Here is a 20,211-nt window from a genome sequence, read left to right as displayed (position 1 = left end):
CTCCGGTCGGGGCCTTTCGAGCGTAGTTCAGCGGTGGCGAGGATCACCGCGGAGCGGGGCGGAGGGCGGGGGAACATCCCCCGATCGGATCAGCATGTCTTCGGATCGGCATTTCTTACGATCGACCGACCGGGGGGTGAGGAAAGGGAACGAACGGCCTGTCAGGCCTCGAAGGGCCGGGCCGGCCAGGGCGCCTCGGCGGGGCGCAGCGAGTCGATCCCGTCGCCCGCGAGGACGGCGGTGAGCGCGAGTGCCCCGACGACCAGACAGTTGTTGTGCAGGTCCCCCGCGATCACCGAGCGGACCAGCTCGGGCAGCGGTACCCGGGCGTGCTCCATGTCGGCCTCCTCCTCGGAGACCGCGTACCGCTCGCCCTCCGCCTCGGAGAGGTCGCGGGCGAGGAAGATCCGTACGGCCTCGTCGCAGCCGCCGGGCGTGGTGTAGACATCGGTCAGCACCCGCCAGTCCTCGGCCTTGACGTGTGCCTCCTCGTACAGCTCGCGCTGGGCGGCGTGCAGGGGGTTCTCGCCGGGGACGTCGAGCAGCCCGGCAGGGATCTCCCAGAGCCGCTGGCGTACCGGGTGGCGGTACTGCCGCAGGACGATGACCCGGTCCTCGTCGTCGAGCGCGAGGACCGCGACGGAGCCGGGGTGGACCTGGTAGTCGCGGCCGTGGACGGAGCCGTCGGGCATCACCACCTGGTCGGTGCGGACGCTGGTCTTGTTGCCGGTGAAGGGGGTCACGGTCGCGTTGACCTGCCACTCCTCGGGCGTGTCCTGGATACCCATGTGCGTCCTCCCACGTACAAAACGAGAAACCGGGGTACGCGTCCGTGAAGGACCCGTACCCCGGCCAACCGTAGTGCCTCTCGGCTACTCGCCTGCGCCGACCTTGCGCGCGACGGCCGCCTTCACCAGGCCCGCGAAGAGCGGGTGGGGGCGGGTCGGGCGGGAGCGGAGCTCCGGGTGCGCCTGGGTGGCGACCAGGTAGGGGTGCACCTCGCGCGGGTACTCGACGTACTCGACGAGCTTGTTGTCCGGGGAGGTGCCGGAGAAGACCAGTCCGGCCTTCTTCTCCAGCTCGGCGCGGTAGCCGTTGTTGACCTCGTAGCGGTGGCGGTGGCGCTCCTCCACGTACGGCTCGTTGTCGTAGGCCTCGCGCACGAGGGAGCCCTCGGCGAGCTTGGCCGGGTAGAGGCCGAGCCGCATGGTGCCGCCGAGGTCGCCCGCGCCCTCGACGTAGGCGAGCTGCTCCTCCATGGTCGAGATGACCGGGTGGGAGGTGGCGGCGTCGAACTCGGTGGAGTTGGCGTCGGGGATCTCGGCGAGGTTGCGCGCCGCCTCGATCACGATGCACTGGAGGCCGAGGCAGAGGCCGAGGAGGGGGACCTTGCTCTCGCGGGCGTAGCGGATGGCGCCGACCTTGCCGTCGACACCGCGCTCACCGAAGCCGCCGGGGATGCAGATCGCGTCGACGTCGCCGAGGTGCTCGGCGGCGCCGGCGGCGGTGCGGCAGTCGTCGGAGGTGACCCACTTGACCTTGACCCGGGCCTTGTTGGCGAAGCCGCCGGCGCGGATGGCCTCGGTCACCGAGAGGTAGGCGTCGGGCAGGTCGATGTACTTGCCGACCAGCGCGACGGTGACCTCGTGGTCGGGGTTGTGGACCCGGTCCAGCAGGTCGTCCCAGGTGGTCCAGTCGACGTCCCGGAACGGCAGGTCGAGCTTGCGCACGACGTAGGCGTCCAGGCCCTCGGTGTGCAGCACCTTGGGGATGTCGTAGATCGACTTGGCGTCGATCGCGGCGACCACGGCGGCCTCGTCGACGTCGCACATCAGCGAGATCTTGCGCTTGATGGAGGTGGGGACCTCGCGGTCGGCGCGCAGCACGATGGCGTCGGGCTGGATGCCGATGTTGCGCAGGGCGGCCACCGAGTGCTGGGTGGGCTTGGTCTTCAGCTCGCCGGAGGGGCCGATGTAGGGCAGCAGCGAGATGTGCACGACGAAGACGTTGTCCCGGCCGACCTCGTGGCGGACCTGGCGGACGGTCTCCAGGAACGGCAGCGACTCGATGTCGCCGACCGTGCCGCCGACTTCGGTGATGACGACGTCGACGTCGTCGGTGGCCATGCGCCGGATGCGGTGCTTGATCTCGTTGGTGATGTGCGGGATGACCTGGACGGTGTCGCCCAGGTACTCGCCGCGCCGCTCCTTGGCGATGACCTGCGAGTAGACCTGGCCGGTCGTCACGTTGGCGGAGCCGTCGAGGTCCACGTCGAGGAAGCGCTCGTAGTGACCGATGTCCAGGTCGGTCTCGGCGCCGTCGTTGGTGACGAACACCTCACCGTGCTGGAAGGGGTTCATCGTGCCGGGGTCGACGTTGAGGTAGGGGTCGAGCTTCTGCATGGTGACCCGCAGGCCCCGTGCCTTGAGCAGGGCACCCAGGCTGGAGGCAGTCAGACCCTTGCCGAGGGAGGAGGCGACACCCCCGGTGACGAAGATGTGCTTGGTCGTCGTGGATGTGGGCTGCATAGCCAAAGGGGGCTCCCGTGGTCGCGATTCTGAGGTGCGTACCGGCCGCCGAACCGGGGATTCCGGGGGTGCCGTCGCTGCGGTTCGGGGGCCTCGTCCGCTCTCGCGAACGACCACCGGTCCACGGGCTACCAGGGTAACAGCGACGAGGGGAGGCTGCTTCCGGCCACACCCTGCACAGGGGCCTCACACCATCACCCCAGTCGTTTCACGTCCCACCCGATCAGCTCAGAGATGTTGCGGGGACCGTCGCGCGGATCTTCGCGGTGCGTCGTATCCTGCTCAAACACTCTCTGCCGAGACGGCCGGGCGGCGGCACCACCCAGGCCGCCCACCGGTACAGGACTCGTCGGATCTTCCCGGGTGAAAGACCCTACGACCCTCTTGACCCGCAGTAAGCGCCCTTTGACGGGGCGACATGGCCGTTCGACTGGAGACGCACGTGGCCGGGCGCATCGAGGATTACGCACTCATCGGAGACATGCAGACCGCGGCGCTGGTCTGCCGGGACGGCACGGCCGACTGGCTGTGCCTTCCCCGCTTCGACTCGCACGCCGTCTTCGCAGGACTGCTGGGCACCGAGGAGCACGGCTTCTGGCGCCTGGGCCCCGCGAGAGCGGAGGGAGCCGAGCCACCCTCCGCCGACCGGCGGCGATATCGCGGTGACTCCCTCATCCTGGAATCGGAGTGGGACACACCGCGCGGCACCGTACGGGTGACCGATTTCATGCCCCCGCGTGACGGCGCTCCGCAACTCATCCGGATCGTGGAGGGCGTGAGCGGCCGGGTGCCGATGCGCTCCGAGCTGCGCATGCGGTTCAGCTACGGCCGGGTGACGCCGTGGGTGCACAAGGTCGACAATCGCACGGTCGCCGTCGCCGGACCGGACTCCGTCTGGCTGGACACCGAGGCGGACACCTATGGCCGGAATCTGACCACGTACTCCGACTTCACCGTGGCGCCCGGCGACCGGGTGGCGTTCACGATCAGCTGGCAGCCCTCGCACCACGAGCCGCCGGCCCTCCCCGACCCCGAGGGGTCCCTGGAGGCGACCGAGCTGTTCTGGCGCGAATGGGTCGACCAGTGCACGTACCACGGGCCCTATCGGGAGGCGGTCGTCCGCTCCCTGATCACCCTCAAGGCCCTCACGTACGCCCCGACCGGCGGCATCGTCGCCGCGCCGACCACCTCGCTGCCCGAGGAGATCGGGGGCGTACGGAACTGGGACTACCGCTACACCTGGCTGCGCGACGCCGCGATCACCCTCTCCTCGCTGCTGCGCACCGGCTATCGGGAAGAGGCCCGTGCCTGGCGCGAGTGGCTGCTGCGGGCGGTGGCGGGTGACCCGGAGAACCTCCAGATCATGTACGGCATCGCGGGCGAGCGCGAGCTCGGTGAAGCGGAGCTGGACTGGCTGCCCGGCTACGAGAACTCCGGCCCGGTCCGGGTCGGCAACGGCGCGGCGAACCAGCTCCAGCTGGATGTGTACGGCGAGGTCACCGAGGCGCTGCACCTGGCGCACATGACGGGCCTGACCCGCAACGACTACGCCATGGGCCTCCAGCTCAAGCTGATCGAGTACCTGGAGAAGCACTGGGAGGAGCCCGACGAGGGCATCTGGGAGGTGCGCGGCCCGCGCCGCCACTTCGTGCACTCCAAGGTGATGGCCTGGGTCGCGGTCGACCGGACGATCAAGCTGGTCGAGTCCGGGGACGTCGAAGGCCCGCTGGAGCGGTGGTACGAGCTGCGCGACGACATCCACCGGGATGTCTGCGAGCGCGGTTACGACAAGGAACGCAACACCTTCACCCAGTCCTACGGCTCCAAGGAGCTGGACGCCTCCTTGCTGCTCATCCCGCAGATGGGCTTTCTGCCGCCGGACGACAAGCGCGTCATCGGCACGATCGAGGCGATCCAGCGGGAGCTGTCCACGGAGGACGGCTTCATCCTGCGCTACCCCACGGAGGGTGAGGACGCGGGCGTCGACGGTCTGGAGGGCGACGAGGGCGCGTTCCTGGCCTGCTCGTTCTGGATGGCCGACGACCTCGCGATGATCGGCCGGGTCGACGAGGCGCGTCAGCTGTTCGAGAAGCTGCTGTCGCTCCGCAACGACCTGGGCCTGCTGGCCGAGGAGTGGGACTCCAATCTCCAGCGCCAGGTGGGGAACTTCCCGCAGGCGTTCAGCCATGTCCCGCTGATCGACACGGCGCTGCGGCTGACGGCGAGCGGCGCGTACGTCGGCTGAGCTCCCGAAGAGCACCGGCGCCGGCCCTGGCAGGTCGGCGGCATCGCGATCGGCGGGGACGCCGCCTGAGCACGGCGATCCCGCCTCCCCTGCCATGCGCACCGCGTACCCCGGGCGGTAGCGTCCTGAACAGGACGACCACCCGGGGTATCGGGTGCGGAATCAGCGGAAACAAGGGGAAGCGGGCCGGGTACGTGGAGAGCCACAGCGGAATCACCGTGCAGCGGGCGCTGGAGCTGCCGGGGCTGCGCGCCGGGCTCCCGGAGGTGGTGGCGGGCGCCGACCGGCTGAACCGCACGGTGCGCTGGGTGCACGCGGGCGAGGTCCCGAACATCGCCTCGCTCCTCAAGGGCGGCGAGCTGCTCCTGACCACCGGGCTGGGCCTCGGCACCCGCCCCGCCGAACAGCGCGCGTTCGTCCGCCGCCTCGCCGACCGGGGCATCGCCGCCCTGGTCGTGGAGCTCGGCCCGCGCTTCGGCAGGCTGCCCGCCGCCATCGTGGACGCCGCCCGCACTGCCGGTCTGCCGCTGGTCCAGCTGCACCGCGAGGTCCCGTTCGTCGCGGTGACCGAGGAGGTGCACACCGAGATCGTCAACGGCCACTACGCACTGCTCCAGCAGGCGGAGGAGGTGCACCGGCACGCGACACGGGCGCTGCTCGACGGGGGCGGGGTGCCGCAGGTGCTCGGGATCCTCGCCGACTTCACCGCCAACCCGGTCTTCCTGGAGACGCCCGACGGCCAGCTCCTGTACGCGGCCTCCACCGGCACGGGCCCGGTGGGCGCGGACCCGCTCCAGGTCTGGGAGGGCATGCGCGGCGACCGGGCGGCCCGGGAGAGCCCGCCGTCGGGTGCGGTCCTGGTGGATGTGCCGGGCGGCGGTCCGGAGACCGGTGCGGTACGGGCCCGGCTCGTGCTCCTCGCGGTGTCCGGGCCGCTGGCGACCGTGCACCGGATGGCGGCGGAGCGCGCGGCGGGCCTCCTCGCGGTGGTCCTGATGCAGGCCAGGCAGGAGGAGGAGCTGGCCGCCCGGGGCCGGGGCGACTTCCTCACCGACCTCGCGGAGGGCCGGATCGCCCCGGAGGACGCCCCCGCCCAGGCCCGGGTGCTCGGCTTCCGGCCCGGGGACACCCCGCTGCTCCCGGTCGTGATGCGGCTGGCCCCCGAGCTGTCCCCGTCCGGCAATTGGGCACTGCTGGCCCGGGCGGTCCTGGAGGAGCTGGCGTCGGTCGGCGTTCCGGTGCTGCTGGGGGTGCGGCCGGTCGAGGGACGGGTGCCGCTCCTGCTCGGGCTGCGCTCGGAGGGGGAACGCACAGCGGTCGCGGACCGGGTCGCGGCGGCCCTACGGGCGGGCGTGGTGCGGGCGGGGCTGGACCGCACCGGTTCGCATCCGCCGGTGGTCGTGGTCGGCGTCGCGGGCGGCTGGGCCGCTGCGGGCGCGGGGCTGCGGCATGCCTCGGAGACGGCGACGGCCGCGCAGGGCCTGGACGACCGGCCTTGGTACGACGCGCGGCGGCTCGACATCGACCTGCTGCTGTGGCGGCTGCGGGACCATCCGGACCTGGCGGCGTTCGTGAACCGGGCGATCGGTCCGCTGCGCGAGCACGACCGCACCTCGCGCCCGCCGCTGCTCCCGACGCTCCAGGCGTATCTGGCGCACGCGGGCCGCAAGGCGGAGACCGCCCGCGAGCTGCACCTCAACCGCCAGACCCTCTACAACCGCCTCGCCCGGATCGGCGAGCTGCTGGGCACGGACCTGGACGACCCGCAGGCGGTGCTGGCGCTCAGCCTGGCGCTGCGGGCCCGCCGCCACACGACGTAAGGCCTTCTCAGCGACCGCGCCCCGGGGCCAGGGGCTGCGCCAACTCGTCGTACACGCTCAGGACATGGGCGATCGTGTCGTCCTCGGTGGGCCAGCCCGCCGCCTGGACCCGCCCGGCCTCGGCGAGCCGGGCGAGCGCGCCGGGGTCCCCGAGCAGCCGGACGACCGTGCGGGCGAGCGCCTCGGCGTTGCCGTACGGGACCAGCTCCGCTGCCTCGCCGACCAGCTCGGGCACGCCGCCGACGGCGGTGGCCACCAGCGGCACGCCCGTCCGCAGCGCTTCCTGCGCCAGCAGGGAACGGCCTTCCCACCGGCTGGGCAGCAGAGCGAGATCGGCGGCGGCGAGCAGCTCCCCCACGTCGTCCCGGCAGCCGACGAGGCAGACGGGCAACTCCTCTTCCCCGATCCGCTGTTGCAGGGCCGCACGCTCGCGCCCCTCCCCCGCGATGACGAGCAGCGGTACGGGGTCGAGGCGGCGCCAGATGCGGGCGGCGTCCAGCAGGGTGTCGAAGCCGTGGTGCGGGACGAGGCTGCCGACGGCCATCAGCAACGGCCGGTCGACCGCGCCCAGTTCGGCCCGCACCTTGCTCTCGTCGGCGCCCCCGGCCAAGCGCGGGAGCGGGGCGGTGACCGGGGCGAGCCGGGCATCGCGCGCGCCCCGCGCCCGGGCCCGGTCCACCAGGTCCGACGAGGGCGCGAGGACCACGGCCGCAGCCCGTGCGGCACGCCGTTCCAGCAGGTGCAGGATCTGACGGCGGGCGCCCTCCGCGTACCGCCGGGTGTGCCAGGTCATGACCAGGGGCACGCCCCGCCCGCTCAGTGCCAGGGCTGTACGGGAGGCCGCGTGCAGCCCGTGCGCGTGGACGACGTCGGCGCCGGTGCACGCGGCCCGCAGCGCGGCGACGGCGGCCGGGTCGCTGCGCCGGGGCACCGGAAGGAAGCGGGCTCCGGCCGCCGCGAAGTCGTAGGCCCGGTCCACCGCGGACGGGGCGCAGACGGTCACCTGAACCCCGCGCGCCACCAGCCCGGCGGCCAGCGAACTGACGTGCGCGCTGCTGCCCGCGCTGCCGCCGCCCAGAACTTGGACCGTACGCAGCTGTGACACGTTGATTGGCTCCCCGGGGTCACCGAGTCGGCGGTAAGTACAGCGCCAAGGATGCCAGTCCGTAGGCGCGTTCCGGGACCGCCGGAACGTTGCTGCCGCACCCGCAGCGACAACCGGCCACACGGCACCACCCTTACGGGTGAACATCACGTCGCACTGTTGCCGCCGGTCGCCGTCCGTCCGCCACGGCGCCACCACGCCGACGGCCCGCACGGCGAACACTCCGGCGGCACATGCCCGGGCCGGGCGCGCGGCGGCGATCCCGGCGGCGGCACCGAGCGCGGCCGCCGGTCGGGCGTACAGGGTGACGGTCCGTCCGGCGCGGTTGGTCCGCCGCCGGGCGGCATCCGTGCGGCGGCTCAGCGCCGCGTACACCTCGCGGCTGCCGAAGCGGCAACTCCGCACCGACGCGACCTGCGACGGCGGCCCTCCCCACGTACTCACCCAGGAGGGAGGCGTGGATACGCCTGCGGGGCCAGGCGGGGAGCCTCCCCCGTCCGGCCCCGCCGAGCGCCGCCCCTACCCGTCCTTGCGCGCCGTGGCGAGCAGCTCCTCCGCATGGGCGCGGGCCGTCTCCGAGTCCTCCTGGCCCGCCAGCATCCGGGACAGCTCCCGGACCCGGTCCTCGCCCTCCAGGACGGTGACACCACTGCGGGTCACCGAGCCGTCCACGGTCTTCTCCACGAGCAGCTGCCGGTCGGCGAAGGCCGCGACCTGCGGCAGGTGCGTCACGACGACCACCTGCGCGGACCGGGCGAGCTTGGCGAGGCGTCGCCCGACCTCGACCGCCGCCTTGCCGCCGACGCCCGCGTCGACCTCGTCGAAGAGGTACGTGGGCACCGGGTCGGAGCCCGCGAAGACGACCTCCACCGCGAGCATCACCCGGGACAGCTCACCGCCCGAAGCGCCCTTGGCGATCGGCCGGGGCTGGGCCCCGGGGTGCGGGGCGAGCAGCAGCTCCACCTCGTCGGCGCCCGAAGGGCCGTAGACGACGCTGCGCCCGCCGATGTCGATGCCGGACTCCTCGTCCGCCGACTCGGTCTGCCGGATGGCGAAGGAGACCCGGGCGTGCGGCATGGCGAGCGATGCCAGTTCCCCGGTCACCGCCTCCGCGAACCGGGCCGCCGCCTCCGTCCTCGCATCCGTCAACGCCTGCCCCAGCACGGAGAGTTCAGCCCGCAACGCATCCCGCTCGGCCGTCAGCTCGCCGATTCGCTCGTCGTCGCCCTCCAGCTCGGTGAGCCGGCCCGCACCCTCCTGCGCCCAGGCGAGCACGGCCGCGATGTCCTCGCCGTACTTGCGGGTCAGGGCGGTCAGCGCGGCCCGGCGCTCCTCCACGGCGGCCAACCGCAGCGGATCGGCCTCCAGCTGGTCGGCGTACCCCGCCAACTCGCCGGACACATCGGCGATCAGGATCGAGATCTCCCCGATCCGGTCGGCCAGCGCGGCCAGCGCCGGGTCATGGGCCCGGACCCCGTCCAGGGCCTGCCCGGCGGCGGCCACGACGGTCGTCGCGTCGATGCTCTCGGGGTCCTCGGGGTTGCCCGCCAGCGCGGTGTGCGCGAGGGAGGCGGCGGAGGCGAGGGCCTCGGCGTGCCCGAGCCGTTCCGCCTCGGCGGCCAGCTCGACGTCCTCGCCCGGCAACGGCTCGACGGCGGCGACCTCGTTCAGCCCGAACCGCAGCAGATCCGCCTCCTGGGCCCGCTCCCGTGCCCGGGTGGTCAGCTCCTCCAGCTCAGCGGCCACGGCCCGCAGCCGCCGGTAGGCCGCCGCGTACTTGGCGTGCGGGACCTCCACGCCGTCCCCGGCGTACCGGTCCAGCGCCTGCCGCTGCCGAGCGGGCTTGAGCAGGCCCTGCTGGTCGGTCTGCCCGTGCACGGCGACCAGCTCGTCCGCCAGCTCCGTGAGCACCCCGACCGGCACGGATCTGCCGCCGAGATGGGCCCGTGAGCGTCCTTCCGCCGAAACGGTACGGCTGATGAGCAGCGCACCGTCGTCGAGCTCCGCCCCGGCCTCCTCGGCCCGCAGCGCCGCCGCGTCCCCCTCGGACACCGTGATCCGGCCCTCCACGACCGCGGCCTTGGCCCCGACCCGTACGAGGGCGGGGTCGGCGCGCCCGCCGAGCAGCAGCCCGAGGCTCGTGACGACCATGGTCTTGCCCGCGCCGGTCTCACCCGTCACCGCAGTGAAACCGGGTGACAGCTCCACCACCGCGTCGTCGATGACTCCGAGCGACCGTATCCGCATCTCCTCCAACACGGACATGACCTTACGAGGTCCCGGGCCGCGCGCGCGACGGCCCCCGCTCCCGGATTCACTCTCCCGAGCGTTCCTGAGCGTTCCCGGGGACCGCCGGGGGCCGCAGGGCATCGCGGGAACCGTCAGTGGGGCGCGCCTCGCCACCCCGAGACGGGCAGCGCGAACTTCGCCACCAGCCGGTCCGTGAACGAGGCCTGGTGCAGCCGCGCCAGCCGTACGGGCACCGCCCCGCGCCGCACCTCGACCCGCGCCCCGGCGGGCAGCTCCACGGTCCGCCGCCCGTCGCACCACAGCACCCCGTGCGGGGTGTGCGGCTGGACCTCGACGGCGAGCACGGAGGACGGGGAGGTCACCAGCGGCTTGGCGAACAGGGCGTGGGCGCTGATCGGGACCATCAGCAGGGCCTCGACCTCGGGCCAGACCACGGGCCCGCCCGCCGAGAAGGCGTACGCGGTCGAGCCGGTCGGGGTCGCACACACGATGCCGTCGCAGCCGAACCCGGTCACCGGCCGCCCGTCGATCTCCAGGACGACTTCGAGCATCCGCTCGGGCGACACCTTCTGCACGGCCGCCTCGTTGAGCGCCCAGTCGGTGTGCACGACATCGCCGTTGCTGTGCACCAGGACGTCGATCGTCATGCGCTCCTCGACCTCGTAGTCGCGGGTGACGACCCGGGAGACCACCTTGTCGAGGTCGTCGCGCTCCGCCTCCGCGAGGAAGCCGACACGGCCGAGGTTGACGCCGAGCATCGGCACCCCGGAGGCGCGGGAGAACTCCGCACCGCGCAGCAGGGTGCCGTCACCGCCGAGGACGATCAGCAGCTCGCAGCCGTCCACGGCGGCGGGGCTGGTGTCCGTGACCGTCTCCACGGTGTCCGGGAGCGGCAGATCGGCCGCCTCGGTCGCCAGGACGCGCACGCCGAGCCCGTTGCGCAGCAGCCCCTGTACGACGAGCTCCGCGCTGCGGATCGCGGCCGGACGGCCGGTGTGCGCCAAAAGAAAGACTGTTCGTGCCGCATTCGTCGTCAACGAGGCCCCTCCACCACTGCACGGTCGACATCCGCGGGATCCAGCTCAGGTGCACCGGCCCGCAGCCACAGAAAGTACTCGACGTTCCCCGACGGGCCGGGCAGCGGACTGGCCGTCACCCCCCGCACCCCGAGGCCCAGACCCCAGGCCCGGCGCGCCACTTCACGTACCGCCTCGGCACGCAGCTCCTCACTCCGCACCACCCCGCCGCTGCCGAGCCGCTCCTTGCCCACCTCGAACTGCGGCTTGACCATGAGGACCAGATCCGCGTCGGGCGCCGCGCACCGGGCGAGGGCGGGCAGCACGAGGCCCAGCGGAATGAAGGACAGATCCCCCACCACCAGGTCGACCGCCTCCCCGTCGATGTCCTCCAACGTCAACTCCCGCACGTTGGTACGGTCCTTGACGACGACCCGTTCATCGGACCGGAGCGACCAGGCCAGCTGCCCGTACCCGACGTCCACGGCCACGACCTGCCGGGCCCCGGCCCGCAGCAGTACGTCGGTGAACCCGCCGGTCGACGCCCCGGCGTCCAGCGCCCGGCGCCCTTCGACGGCCAGCCCCAGCGGGACGAAGGCGGCGAGCGCCCCGGCCAGCTTGTGCCCGCCGCGCGAGACGTAGTCGGGGTCGTCGTCGTCCTTGGTGACGACGATCGCGGCGGCCGTCTCGACCTGCGTGGCGGGTTTGGTCGCGGTGGTGCGGCCGACGGTGACCCGCCCCGCGGCGATCAGCTGACTCGCGTGCTCGCGCGAGCGGGCGAGCTTGCGGCGTACCAGCTCGGCGTCGAGGCGGCGACGTGCCACTCCTGCCACGTTCGGTTCAGCTCCTGTTGTCGTGCGTGTCGTACGCGGGTGTCGGTACGGGCCCGGGCGGGCCGGGTACGGCGGCCGGACGGGCGTCCAGCGAGGTCAGCGCGGACTTGAGCCCACGGTGTACATCCTCGTACACCTCGATGTGCCCGTCCGCCGGGAGGTGGTCCGCATCGGCCAGACGCTCCAGCGGCCCGTCGACCTCCGCCCGGCCGGTGGGGGTGCGTACGACCCCGAGGGGCGCGGGCCCGGCGGGCTCCCCGGTCGCCGACGCGTCCGGCTCCCCGGGCGTGCTCACGGGCGGCGTTCCCGTCTCCGGCATCCTGTCGCTCATGCCGAAACGCTACATCGACGGGCCGGTGTACCGTCGAGCACGATGGCGACCAAGGCGGAGTGCCGCAGTGCACTGAGAAGACTCTCCGACAACCTCGCAGCCGCCGAGGGCGACGTGCGCAGCGCCGCCGGCCTCGACCGCTCGCTGAGCTGTCACATCAAGGACCTCGACATCACGTTCACCGGCCTGCTGGCCGATGGCCGTATCCAGGTGCAGGACACGGTCCAGGGGCCGCCCCGGGAGAAGGCCGGAATCAGGCTCGCGATGACGAGCGACGACCTGGTGGCCCTGGTGGACGGCGACCTGAACTTCGCGAAGGCGTGGGCGTCGGGCCGCGTACGCCTGGAGGCGGGCTTCAGGGACCTGCTGAAACTGAGATCGCTGCTGTAGCCGATCAAGCGCGCCCGGCCGCACGTCCAAGGACGGCCGGCGGCGAGATCAGGCCCGTCCGGCGATGGAGGGCGAACCGCCGCCCAGGCGTCCCCGCACACCTCGGACCGCCACTTCGCACGCCTCAGACGGCCACTTTCCGACTCTTCCGGGCCGCGGGCACGACGAGCGGCGTCCCCGTCTCCGGGTCGTCGATCACCTGGCACCGCATCCCGAACACCCGCTCCACCAGCTCAGCGTCGACCACGTCCGAAGGCGCCCCCTCCGCGACGATCTCGCCGTCCCGCATGGCGATGAGATGCGTGGCGTACCGCGCGGCGTGGTTCAGGTCGTGCAGCACGGCGACCAGGGTGCGTCCCTGCGTCTCGTGGAGCTCCGCGCACAGATCCAGTACGTCGATCTGGTGCTGGATGTCGAGATACGTCGTCGGCTCGTCGAGCAGCAGCAGCGGGGTCTGCTGGGCCAGCGCCATGGCGATCCAGACCCGCTGACGCTGACCGCCGGACAGCTCGTCGACGTACCGCTCGGCCAGCTCGGCGACCCCGGTCGACTCCATGGACTCCTGGACCACCCGCTCGTCCTCCGGCGACCACTGCCGCAGCAGCCCCTGGTGGGGGTAGCGGCCTCGGGCCACGAGGTCGGCGACGGTGATCCCGTCGGGGGCTATGGAGGACTGCGGCAGCAGCCCCAGCGTGCGGGCGACCTTCTTGGCGGGCAGCTGGTGGATGGCCTGCCCGTCCAGCAGCACCTGCCCCTGGCTCGGCTTCAGCATCCGGGCGAGCGCGCGCAGGAGGGTCGACTTGCCGCAGGCGTTGGGCCCGACGATCACGGTGAAGGAGTTGTCGGGAATCTCCACCGAGAGGCTCTCGGCGATGACTCGCTGGTCGTAGCCGAGGGTCACCGATTCTGCGGTGAGGCGCTGCATGGTGGTACTCCCGGAGTTTGGTGAGGTGAGGTGAAGTGCGCGGCGCCGGGCACAAGCAGACCACCGAGCAGCACCAAGTTAGGTTAACCTATCTCCCTCTTCACGCCACTGGCCCCGGACCGCCGCCCCGCCCCCGCAACACCCCGCCGGGCAAGGAGAATCACGCGAGGGACAGCGGGCAGCGGCCGGGACACCGCTCAGAGCCCGAGTGCGGCGACAGCCTTCCCCGTCTCCAGCTCACACCCGCCCGCACCGGCGAAGGTCCAGGCTGCCGCGCAGAGCGCCCGCAGCCCGTCGAGCGGGTCGCCCTCGCCCTCCAGGACCAGCGTGTCCCCGTGCACGGAAGCCCTCCACCCCTCGCACCGGTAGGTCTCCCCGTCCCCCGTCACCTCGGGCTGCCCGGTCAGCAGCCCCCGCAGGTCCCGGTCCACATAGGTCGGCCGGTGCTGCGGCGGGGCGGCGAGCAGCTCGGCGGCGTCGGTCACCCCGGTCAGGACCAGCAGCGAGTCCACGTCCCCGTTGAACGCGCCCTCGATGTCCGTGTCCAGCCGGTCCCCGACGACGAGCGGCCGCTTCGCCCCGGTCCTCAGCACGGTCTCGCGGTGCATCGGCGGCAACGGCTTCCCGGCCACCTGCGGCTCGGCCCCGGTGGCGATCCGCACGACCTCGACGGCGGCCCCGTTGCCGGGCGCGATGCCCCGGGCACTCGGAATGGTCAGGTCCGTGTTGGACGCGAACCACGGCAGCCCGCGCCGGATCGCGTAGCTCGCCTCCGCGAACCGCCCCCACGCCAGGTCCGGCCCGCCGTACCCCTGGGCCACCGCGGCCGGGTCGTCGTCCGCCGACTCCACCGGCACCAGCCCGCGCTCTCGCAGCGCGACCCGCAGCCCCTCCCCGCCGATCGCCAGCACCCGGGCCCCCGGCGGCAGCTGATCGGCCACCAGCCGGGCGACGGCCTGGGCGGAAGTGATCACGTCGGAGGCCTCGGCCGGCACCCCCAGCCGCGTGAGGTGCTCCGCCACCGCGTCCGGAGTGCGCAGCGCGTTGTTGGTGACGTACGCGAGGTGCATGCCCCCGGCCCGCGCGGCGGCCAGCGAGTCCACGGCGTACGCGATGGCCTCCCCGCCCGCGTACACGACTCCGTCCAGATCGAGGAGGGCCGTGTCGTACGCCTCGCTCAGCGCCGTACTGCTCCCCGACGGCCGGGTCCTGTCCTGCTGGTGGCTCATATGGCTCGCTCCTCTTCCATGCTTCTGACCCGATCATCGCGTATGCCCACGGCACACATACGATGCCCTGATGAACACTTCAGGTCCCGACGCCCAGGGGCTGCGGCTGATCCCGTTCCGCGGACTGCGTTACGTGCCCGAGCGCGTCGGCAGCCTTGCCGCCGTGACCTCGCCCCCGTACGACGTGGTGGTCCGGCCGGACGGGCTGCATCACCTGGAGTCCGCGGATCCGCACAACATCGTGCGCCTCATCCTCCCCCAGGCCGACACGGCCCGGGAACGGCACCGACAGGCGGCCGCCACCCTGGACCGCTGGCTGGCCGAGGGGGTCATCGCCGCGGACCCGGACCCGGTGCTGTACGTCTACGAGCAGCGCAACGACGAGATCCTCCAGCGGGGCCTGATCGGCGCCCTGGCGCTCTCCCCAGCCTCCGAGGGCATCGTGCTCCCGCACGAGGACGTCATGGACGACGTCGTGGCGGACCGCGCGGAGCTGATGCGGACGACGGGGGCCCATCTGGAACCGCTGCTGCTGACCTACCGCGGCGACGACCGCTCCGACGACGGCACACCGACCGGCGCGGCAGCGGTGATCGAGCGCACGGTCCTGGGCGAGCCGCTGCTCGCCACCACGACGGAGGACGGCTTCCGGCACCGCCTGTGGGCCGTGACGGACCCGGCCGAGCGGAGCGAGATCGAGACAGACCTCGCCCGGCACCAGGCTCTCATCGCGGACGGCCACCACCGCTGGGCCACCTACCTCCGGCTCCAGCGGGAACAGACCGCTCCCGGCCCGTGGGACTACGGCCTCGTCCTCCTCGTGGACACGGCCCGCCACCCGCTCCAGGTCCGGGCGATCCACCGGCTGCTGCGCGGCCTGCCGCTTTCCCGCGCCCTCGATGCGCTGACCGGCCTCTTCCGCGTCACCCCGGTGGACGGGCCGCTTCCCCGGGCGCTCGACGCGCTCGCCGACGCGGCGGCGCAGGGCAACGCGTTCCTCCTCGCGGGCGACGGCGGCTTCCATCTCGTGGACCGGCCCGACCCGGCGTTGCTGGCCAGGACCGTCCGGGCGGACCGGCCCGACGCCTGGCGCACCCTGGACGCGACGGTCCTGCACTCCGCGCTGCTCGACGAGGTGTGGCGGATCCCCGACGCCCCCGAGCACATCGGCTACATCCACGACACGGCGGCAGCCGTCGAGCAGGCGGAACGTCTCGGCGCGACGGCGGTACTGATGCATCCGGTACGCGAAGAGGTCGTCCGGGACCTGGCCCGGCAGGGCGTCACCATGCCCCGCAAGTCGACCTCGTTCGGTCCGAAGCCGGCGACGGGCCTGGTCATGCGGAGCCTCACCGTCGACTGACGCCGGACATGACGAAGGGGGGCGGCACTCCGGCCGGAGTGCCGCCCCCCTTCGTCATCGCTTACCGACTTCGTGGCCTACTGACCCGTGACGGAACCGTCCACGGGACCGTCCTCGCCGTCCTCACGGTCGTCGTCCCGCGCGGTCTCGCGGCTTTCGGCCGCTTCCCCGGCGAGACCGGCAAGACCGGCGACGTCGTCGGCCTCGTCGTCGCTGAGTGCGTCGACGAACTCCACACCGTCCAGCTCGGCCAGCCGGTCCGACGCGTCCGTCGCGCCGTCCTTGTCGGCCTCCATCGCCTTGCCGAACCACTCCCGCGCCTCGTCCTCGCGCCCCGCCTCCAGCAGGGCGTCGGCGTACGCGTAGCGAAGACGCGGCGTCCACGGCTGGACGGAGTTGGACGCCAGCTCGGGGCTCTGGAGGGTCACGATGGCGGCGTCGATCTGGCCCATGTCCCGGCGGGCTCCGGCGGCCACCAGCCGCATCTCGACCTGCCCGGCCTTGTCCAGCTTCTGCACCTCGGGCTCACCGGCCATGGCCATCGCCCGCTCGGGCCGCCCGAGTCCACGCTCGCAGTCCGCCATGACGGGCCACAGCTCCACGGACCCGGTCATCCGCCGGGCCGCCCGGAACTCCGCGAGCGCCTCGGCGTACTTCTGGGTCGCGTACGCCGCGAACCCGGCCGCCTCACGCACCGCCGCGACCCGCGAGGCGAGCCGCAGAGCGATCCGGGCGTACGCGTACGCCTGCTCGGGGTCCTCGTCGATGAGCCGGGCCACCATGACGAGGTTGCGCGCGACATCCTCGGCAAGGGTCTTCGGCAGGCTCATCAGCTCCTGGCGTACATCCTTGTCGATCTCGTCGCCGGTGACGTCATCGGGGATCGGAAGCCGCTTGATCGGCTCACGGTCCCGGTCGCGGTCGTCACGCCCGCGGAAGCCACCACGGTCCCGGTCGTCACGCTGCCCGCCACGGTAGCCGCCGCGGTCCCGGTCCCGGTCGTCGCGGCGGAACCCGCCGCCGGAACCGCCACCACGGTTGTCGTCACGGCGGAAACCGCCGCCGGAGGGCCGGTCGTCGTCACGACGCGGACCGCGCGGCCGGTCATCACGCCGCTCGAAGCCACCACTGGGACGCCCACCACGGTCATCACGCTGCTGACCACCGCGGTACCCACCACGGTCGTCATCACGCCGGAACCCACGATCCCGGTCACCGTCACGGCCCCGGTCACGGTCATCACGGCGGAAGCCACCACCGGAGCCACTGCCACGGTTGTCATCACGGCGGAAACCAGCCGGGCGGTTGTCGTCACGGCGGAACCCACCACCCGAACCGCCACCACGGTTGTCATCACGGCGGAAACCGCCGCCGGAAGGCCGATCATCGTCACGACGCGGACCGCGCGGCCGGTCATCACGCCGCTCGAAGCCACCACTGGGACGCCCACCACGGTCATCACGCTGCTGACCACCGCGGTACCCACCACGGTCGTCATCACGCCGGAACCCACGATCCCGGTCACCGTCACGGCCCCGGTCACGATCGTCACGCCGGAAACCACCACCGGAGCCACCGCCGCGGTTGTCGTCACGGCGGAAACCGCCGCCGGAGGGCCGATCATCGTCACGACGCGGGCCACGCGGCCGGTCATCACGCCGCTCGAAGCCACCGCCGGGACGCCCACCACGGTCATCACGCCGGAAACCACCACCGGAGCCACCGCCCCGGTTGTCATCACGGCGGAAACCGCCGCCGGAGGGCCGATCATCGTCACGACGCGGGCCACGCGGCCGGTCATCACGCCGCTCGAAGCCACCACTGGGACGCCCACCACGGTCATCACGACGCGGCCCCCGGTCACGGTCGCGATCCCGGTCGTCGCGGCGGAAGCCACCGCGGTCGTTGCCACGGCTGTCGTTGTCACGTCGAGGTGCGCCGGAACCGGACCGGTCGTCACGACCACCGCGGTAACCGCCCCTGTCACCGCCGTCCCGGCGACGCGGCTCGCGCTCCGGACGGTCGTCGGGAGAGTTGGTGGACATGGGTGTGACTCCTGTCGTCGGGTACCACAGACATTCTCGCGCAGCCGACCTTCCGACGCGCTTCGACAAAAACAAAAGGACCCCTGGTCCCAGCGTGAACGCTGGGACCAGGGGTCCTTGAAAGATTGTTCGGCGGCGTCCTACTCTCCCACAGGGTCCCCCCTGCAGTACCATCGGCGCTGAAAGGCTTAGCTTCCGGGTTCGGAATGTAACCGGGCGTTTCCCTAACGCAATGACCACCGAAACCCTATCGGGTTCTAGCGAACAAGCACACTCTTCAATTAAGTAGTGAAACTGTTCAACCGGAGCGATAACTGTTCGCAACCCGGGAACAACACAGTGGACGCGAGCAACTGAGGACAAGCCCTCGGCCTATTAGTACCAGTCAGCTCCACCCGTTACCGGGCTTCCACATCTGGCCTATCAACCCAGTCGTCTACTGGGAGCCTTAACCCCTCAAGAGGGTGGGAATACTCATCTCGAAGCAGGCTTCCCGCTTAGATGCTTTCAGCGGTTATCCTTTCCGAACGTAGCCAACCAGCCATGCCCTTGGCAGGACAACTGGCACACCAGAGGTTCGTCCGTCCCGGTCCTCTCGTACTAGGGACAGCCCTTCTCAATATTCCTACGCGCACAGCGGATAGGGACCGAACTGTCTCACGACGTTCTAAACCCAGCTCGCGTACCGCTTTAATGGGCGAACAGCCCAACCCTTGGGACCGACTCCAGCCCCAGGATGCGACGAGCCGACATCGAGGTGCCAAACCATCCCGTCGATATGGACTCTTGGGGAAGATCAGCCTGTTATCCCCGGGGTACCTTTTATCCGTTGAGCGACAGCGCTTCCACAAGCCACTGCCGGATCACTAGTCCCGACTTTCGTCCCTGCTCGACCCGTCGGTCTCACAGTCAAGCTCCCTTGTGCACTTACACTCAACACCTGATTGCCAACCAGGCTGAGGGAACCTTTGGGCGCCTCCGTTACTCTTTAGGAGGCAACCGCCCCAGTTAAACTACCCATCAGACACTGTCCCTGATCCGGATCACGGACCCAGGTTAGACATCCAGCACGACCAGAGTGGTATTTCAACGACGACTCCACAACCACTGGCGTGGCCGCTTCAAAGTCTCCCACCTATCCTACACAAGCCGAACCGAACACCAATATCAAACTGTAGTAAAGGTCCCGGGGTCTTTCCGTCCTGCTGCGCGAAACGAGCATCTTTACTCGTAGTGCAATTTCACCGGGCCTATGGTTGAGACAGTCGAGAAGTCGTTACGCCATTCGTGCAGGTCGGAACTTACCCGACAAGGAATTTCGCTACCTTAGGATGGTTATAGTTACCACCGCCGTTTACTGGCGCTTAAGTTCTCAGCTTCGCCAACCCGAAAGTCAGCTAACCGGTCCCCTTAACGTTCCAGCACCGGGCAGGCGTCAGTCCGTATACATCGCCTTACGGCTTCGCACGGACCTGTGTTTTTAGTAAACAGTCGCTTCTCGCTGGTCTCTGCGGCCACCCCCAGCTCAAGCAGCAAGTGCTCTCACCAGTGATGGCCCCCCTTCTCCCGAAGTTACGGGGGCATTTTGCCGAGTTCCTTAACCATAGTTCACCCGAACGCCTCGGTATTCTCTACCTGACCACCTGAGTCGGTTTAGGGTACGGGCCGCCATGAAACTCGCTAGAGGCTTTTCTCGACAGCATAGGATCATCCACTTCACCACAATCGGCTCGGCATCAGGTCTCACCCTTAACGTGTGACGGATTTACCTACCACACGGGCTACACCCTTACCCCGGGACAACCACCGCCCGGGCTGGACTACCTTCCTGCGTCACCCCATCGCTTACCTACTACAAGTCTGGTTCATCGGCTCCACCACTACCCTCAACTCCGAAGAGATCGGGCCGGCTTCACGGACTTAGCATCGCCTGATTCAGTACTGGGCGTTTCAAAGCGGGTACCGGAATATCAACCGGTTGTCCATCGACTACGCCTGTCGGCCTCGCCTTAGGTCCCGACTTACCCTGGGCAGATCAGCTTGACCCAGGAACCCTTAGTCAATCGGCGCACACGTTTCTCACGTGTGTATCGCTACTCATGCCTGCATTCTCACTCGTGAACCGTCCACA

Annotated in this window: 15 protein-coding genes and 2 rRNA genes; 4 read left to right on the top strand and 13 right to left on the bottom strand. The window is 70.9% G+C overall.

Translation table 11 applies throughout. The features are described from left to right. Positions 1-161: 161 nt before the first annotated feature. Positions 162-788, bottom strand: a complete 627-nt coding sequence (locus tag CIB93_RS32735; RefSeq protein WP_096632211.1) for an NUDIX hydrolase — start codon at positions 786-788, stop codon at positions 162-164. Between the two features lie 84 nt (positions 789-872). Beyond that, complete coding sequence (locus tag CIB93_RS32730; RefSeq protein ID WP_096632210.1) at positions 873-2,528, bottom strand: CTP synthase; 1,656 nt, start codon at positions 2,526-2,528, stop codon at positions 873-875. A gap of 442 nt (positions 2,529-2,970) precedes the next feature. On the opposite strand from CIB93_RS32730, the gene CIB93_RS32725 reads away from it, so the two are divergent. After that, positions 2,971-4,773 carry a glycoside hydrolase family 15 protein gene (locus CIB93_RS32725; RefSeq protein ID WP_096632208.1) on the top strand — a complete coding sequence of 601 codons (1,803 nt, stop codon included), beginning with the start codon at positions 2,971-2,973 and terminating at the stop codon, positions 4,771-4,773. A gap of 194 nt (positions 4,774-4,967) precedes the next feature. After that, positions 4,968-6,593, top strand: a complete 1,626-nt coding sequence (locus CIB93_RS32720; protein WP_096632207.1) for a PucR family transcriptional regulator ligand-binding domain-containing protein — start codon at positions 4,968-4,970, stop codon at positions 6,591-6,593. Positions 6,594-6,600: 7 nt separating this feature from the next. Here CIB93_RS32720 and CIB93_RS32715 read toward each other — a convergent pair whose 3' ends face one another. The 5 genes from CIB93_RS32715 to CIB93_RS32695 form a co-directional block, all read right to left on the bottom strand. Beyond that, positions 6,601-7,698 carry a glycosyltransferase family 4 protein gene (locus CIB93_RS32715; RefSeq protein WP_096632219.1) on the bottom strand — a complete coding sequence of 366 codons (1,098 nt, stop codon included), beginning with the start codon at positions 7,696-7,698 and terminating at the stop codon, positions 6,601-6,603. Positions 7,699-8,217: 519 nt separating this feature from the next. Then, complete coding sequence (gene recN, locus CIB93_RS32710) at positions 8,218-9,963, bottom strand: DNA repair protein RecN (protein WP_096632205.1); 1,746 nt, start codon at positions 9,961-9,963, stop codon at positions 8,218-8,220. Between the two features lie 116 nt (positions 9,964-10,079). Beyond that, positions 10,080-10,985, bottom strand: coding sequence for an NAD kinase (locus CIB93_RS32705; RefSeq protein ID WP_096632203.1), 906 nt, complete (start codon positions 10,983-10,985; stop codon positions 10,080-10,082). Continuing rightward, positions 10,982-11,797, bottom strand: coding sequence for a TlyA family RNA methyltransferase (locus CIB93_RS32700; protein ID WP_096632201.1), 816 nt, complete (start codon positions 11,795-11,797; stop codon positions 10,982-10,984). Before CIB93_RS32700 ends, CIB93_RS32705 begins: the two co-directional genes overlap by 4 nt. Positions 11,798-11,804: 7 nt before the next feature. After that, a complete protein-coding gene (locus CIB93_RS32695) occupies positions 11,805-12,128 on the bottom strand; it encodes a hypothetical protein (protein WP_096632200.1) in 324 nt (107 codons plus the stop codon). Between the two features lie 42 nt (positions 12,129-12,170). Between CIB93_RS32695 and CIB93_RS32690 the strand changes: the two genes are divergently transcribed. Next, positions 12,171-12,518 carry an SCP2 sterol-binding domain-containing protein gene (locus tag CIB93_RS32690; RefSeq protein ID WP_096632198.1) on the top strand — a complete coding sequence of 116 codons (348 nt, stop codon included), beginning with the start codon at positions 12,171-12,173 and terminating at the stop codon, positions 12,516-12,518. A gap of 124 nt (positions 12,519-12,642) precedes the next feature. Here the strand turns inward: CIB93_RS32690 and CIB93_RS32685 are convergent, their stop codons facing one another. Continuing rightward, on the bottom strand, positions 12,643-13,443 hold the full coding sequence (locus tag CIB93_RS32685) for an ABC transporter ATP-binding protein (RefSeq protein ID WP_096632197.1): 801 nt from the start codon (positions 13,441-13,443) through the stop codon (positions 12,643-12,645). Between the two features lie 197 nt (positions 13,444-13,640). Next, a complete protein-coding gene (locus tag CIB93_RS32680) occupies positions 13,641-14,672 on the bottom strand; it encodes an HAD hydrolase-like protein (protein WP_096632195.1) in 1,032 nt (343 codons plus the stop codon). Positions 14,673-14,742: 70 nt separating this feature from the next. Here CIB93_RS32680 and CIB93_RS32675 point away from each other — a divergent pair, with 70 nt between their 5' ends. Then, entirely contained in the window at positions 14,743-16,035 is a 1,293-nt protein-coding gene (locus tag CIB93_RS32675) for a DUF1015 domain-containing protein (protein ID WP_096632193.1), read from the top strand. A 77-nt stretch (positions 16,036-16,112) separates the two neighbouring features. Here CIB93_RS32675 and CIB93_RS38495 read toward each other — a convergent pair whose 3' ends face one another. The 4 genes from CIB93_RS38495 to CIB93_RS32660 form a co-directional block, all read right to left on the bottom strand. Further along, positions 16,113-16,865, bottom strand: coding sequence for a tetratricopeptide repeat protein (locus CIB93_RS38495; protein WP_257002466.1), 753 nt, complete (start codon positions 16,863-16,865; stop codon positions 16,113-16,115). Continuing rightward, the gene (locus CIB93_RS38490) at positions 16,865-18,001 is read right to left on the bottom strand and encodes a hypothetical protein (protein ID WP_218839811.1); all 1,137 of its coding nucleotides are present in this window, start codon (positions 17,999-18,001) and stop codon (positions 16,865-16,867) included. The genes CIB93_RS38495 and CIB93_RS38490 overlap by 1 nt, the downstream gene beginning before the upstream one ends. 206 nt (positions 18,002-18,207) lie before the next feature. After that, positions 18,208-18,324, bottom strand: a 5S ribosomal RNA gene (gene rrf / locus CIB93_RS32665). 111 nt (positions 18,325-18,435) lie between these two features. Beyond that, positions 18,436-20,211, bottom strand: a 23S ribosomal RNA gene (locus CIB93_RS32660); the annotation flags it as partial.

The sequence above is a fragment of the Streptomyces sp. WZ.A104 genome (assembly GCF_002382885.1).
In the GTDB taxonomy this organism is placed as follows: Bacteria; Actinomycetota; Actinomycetes; order Streptomycetales; family Streptomycetaceae; genus Streptomyces.
Note: the sequence above shows the minus strand (reverse complement) of the source record. Positions and strands in the feature narration are given on the sequence as shown.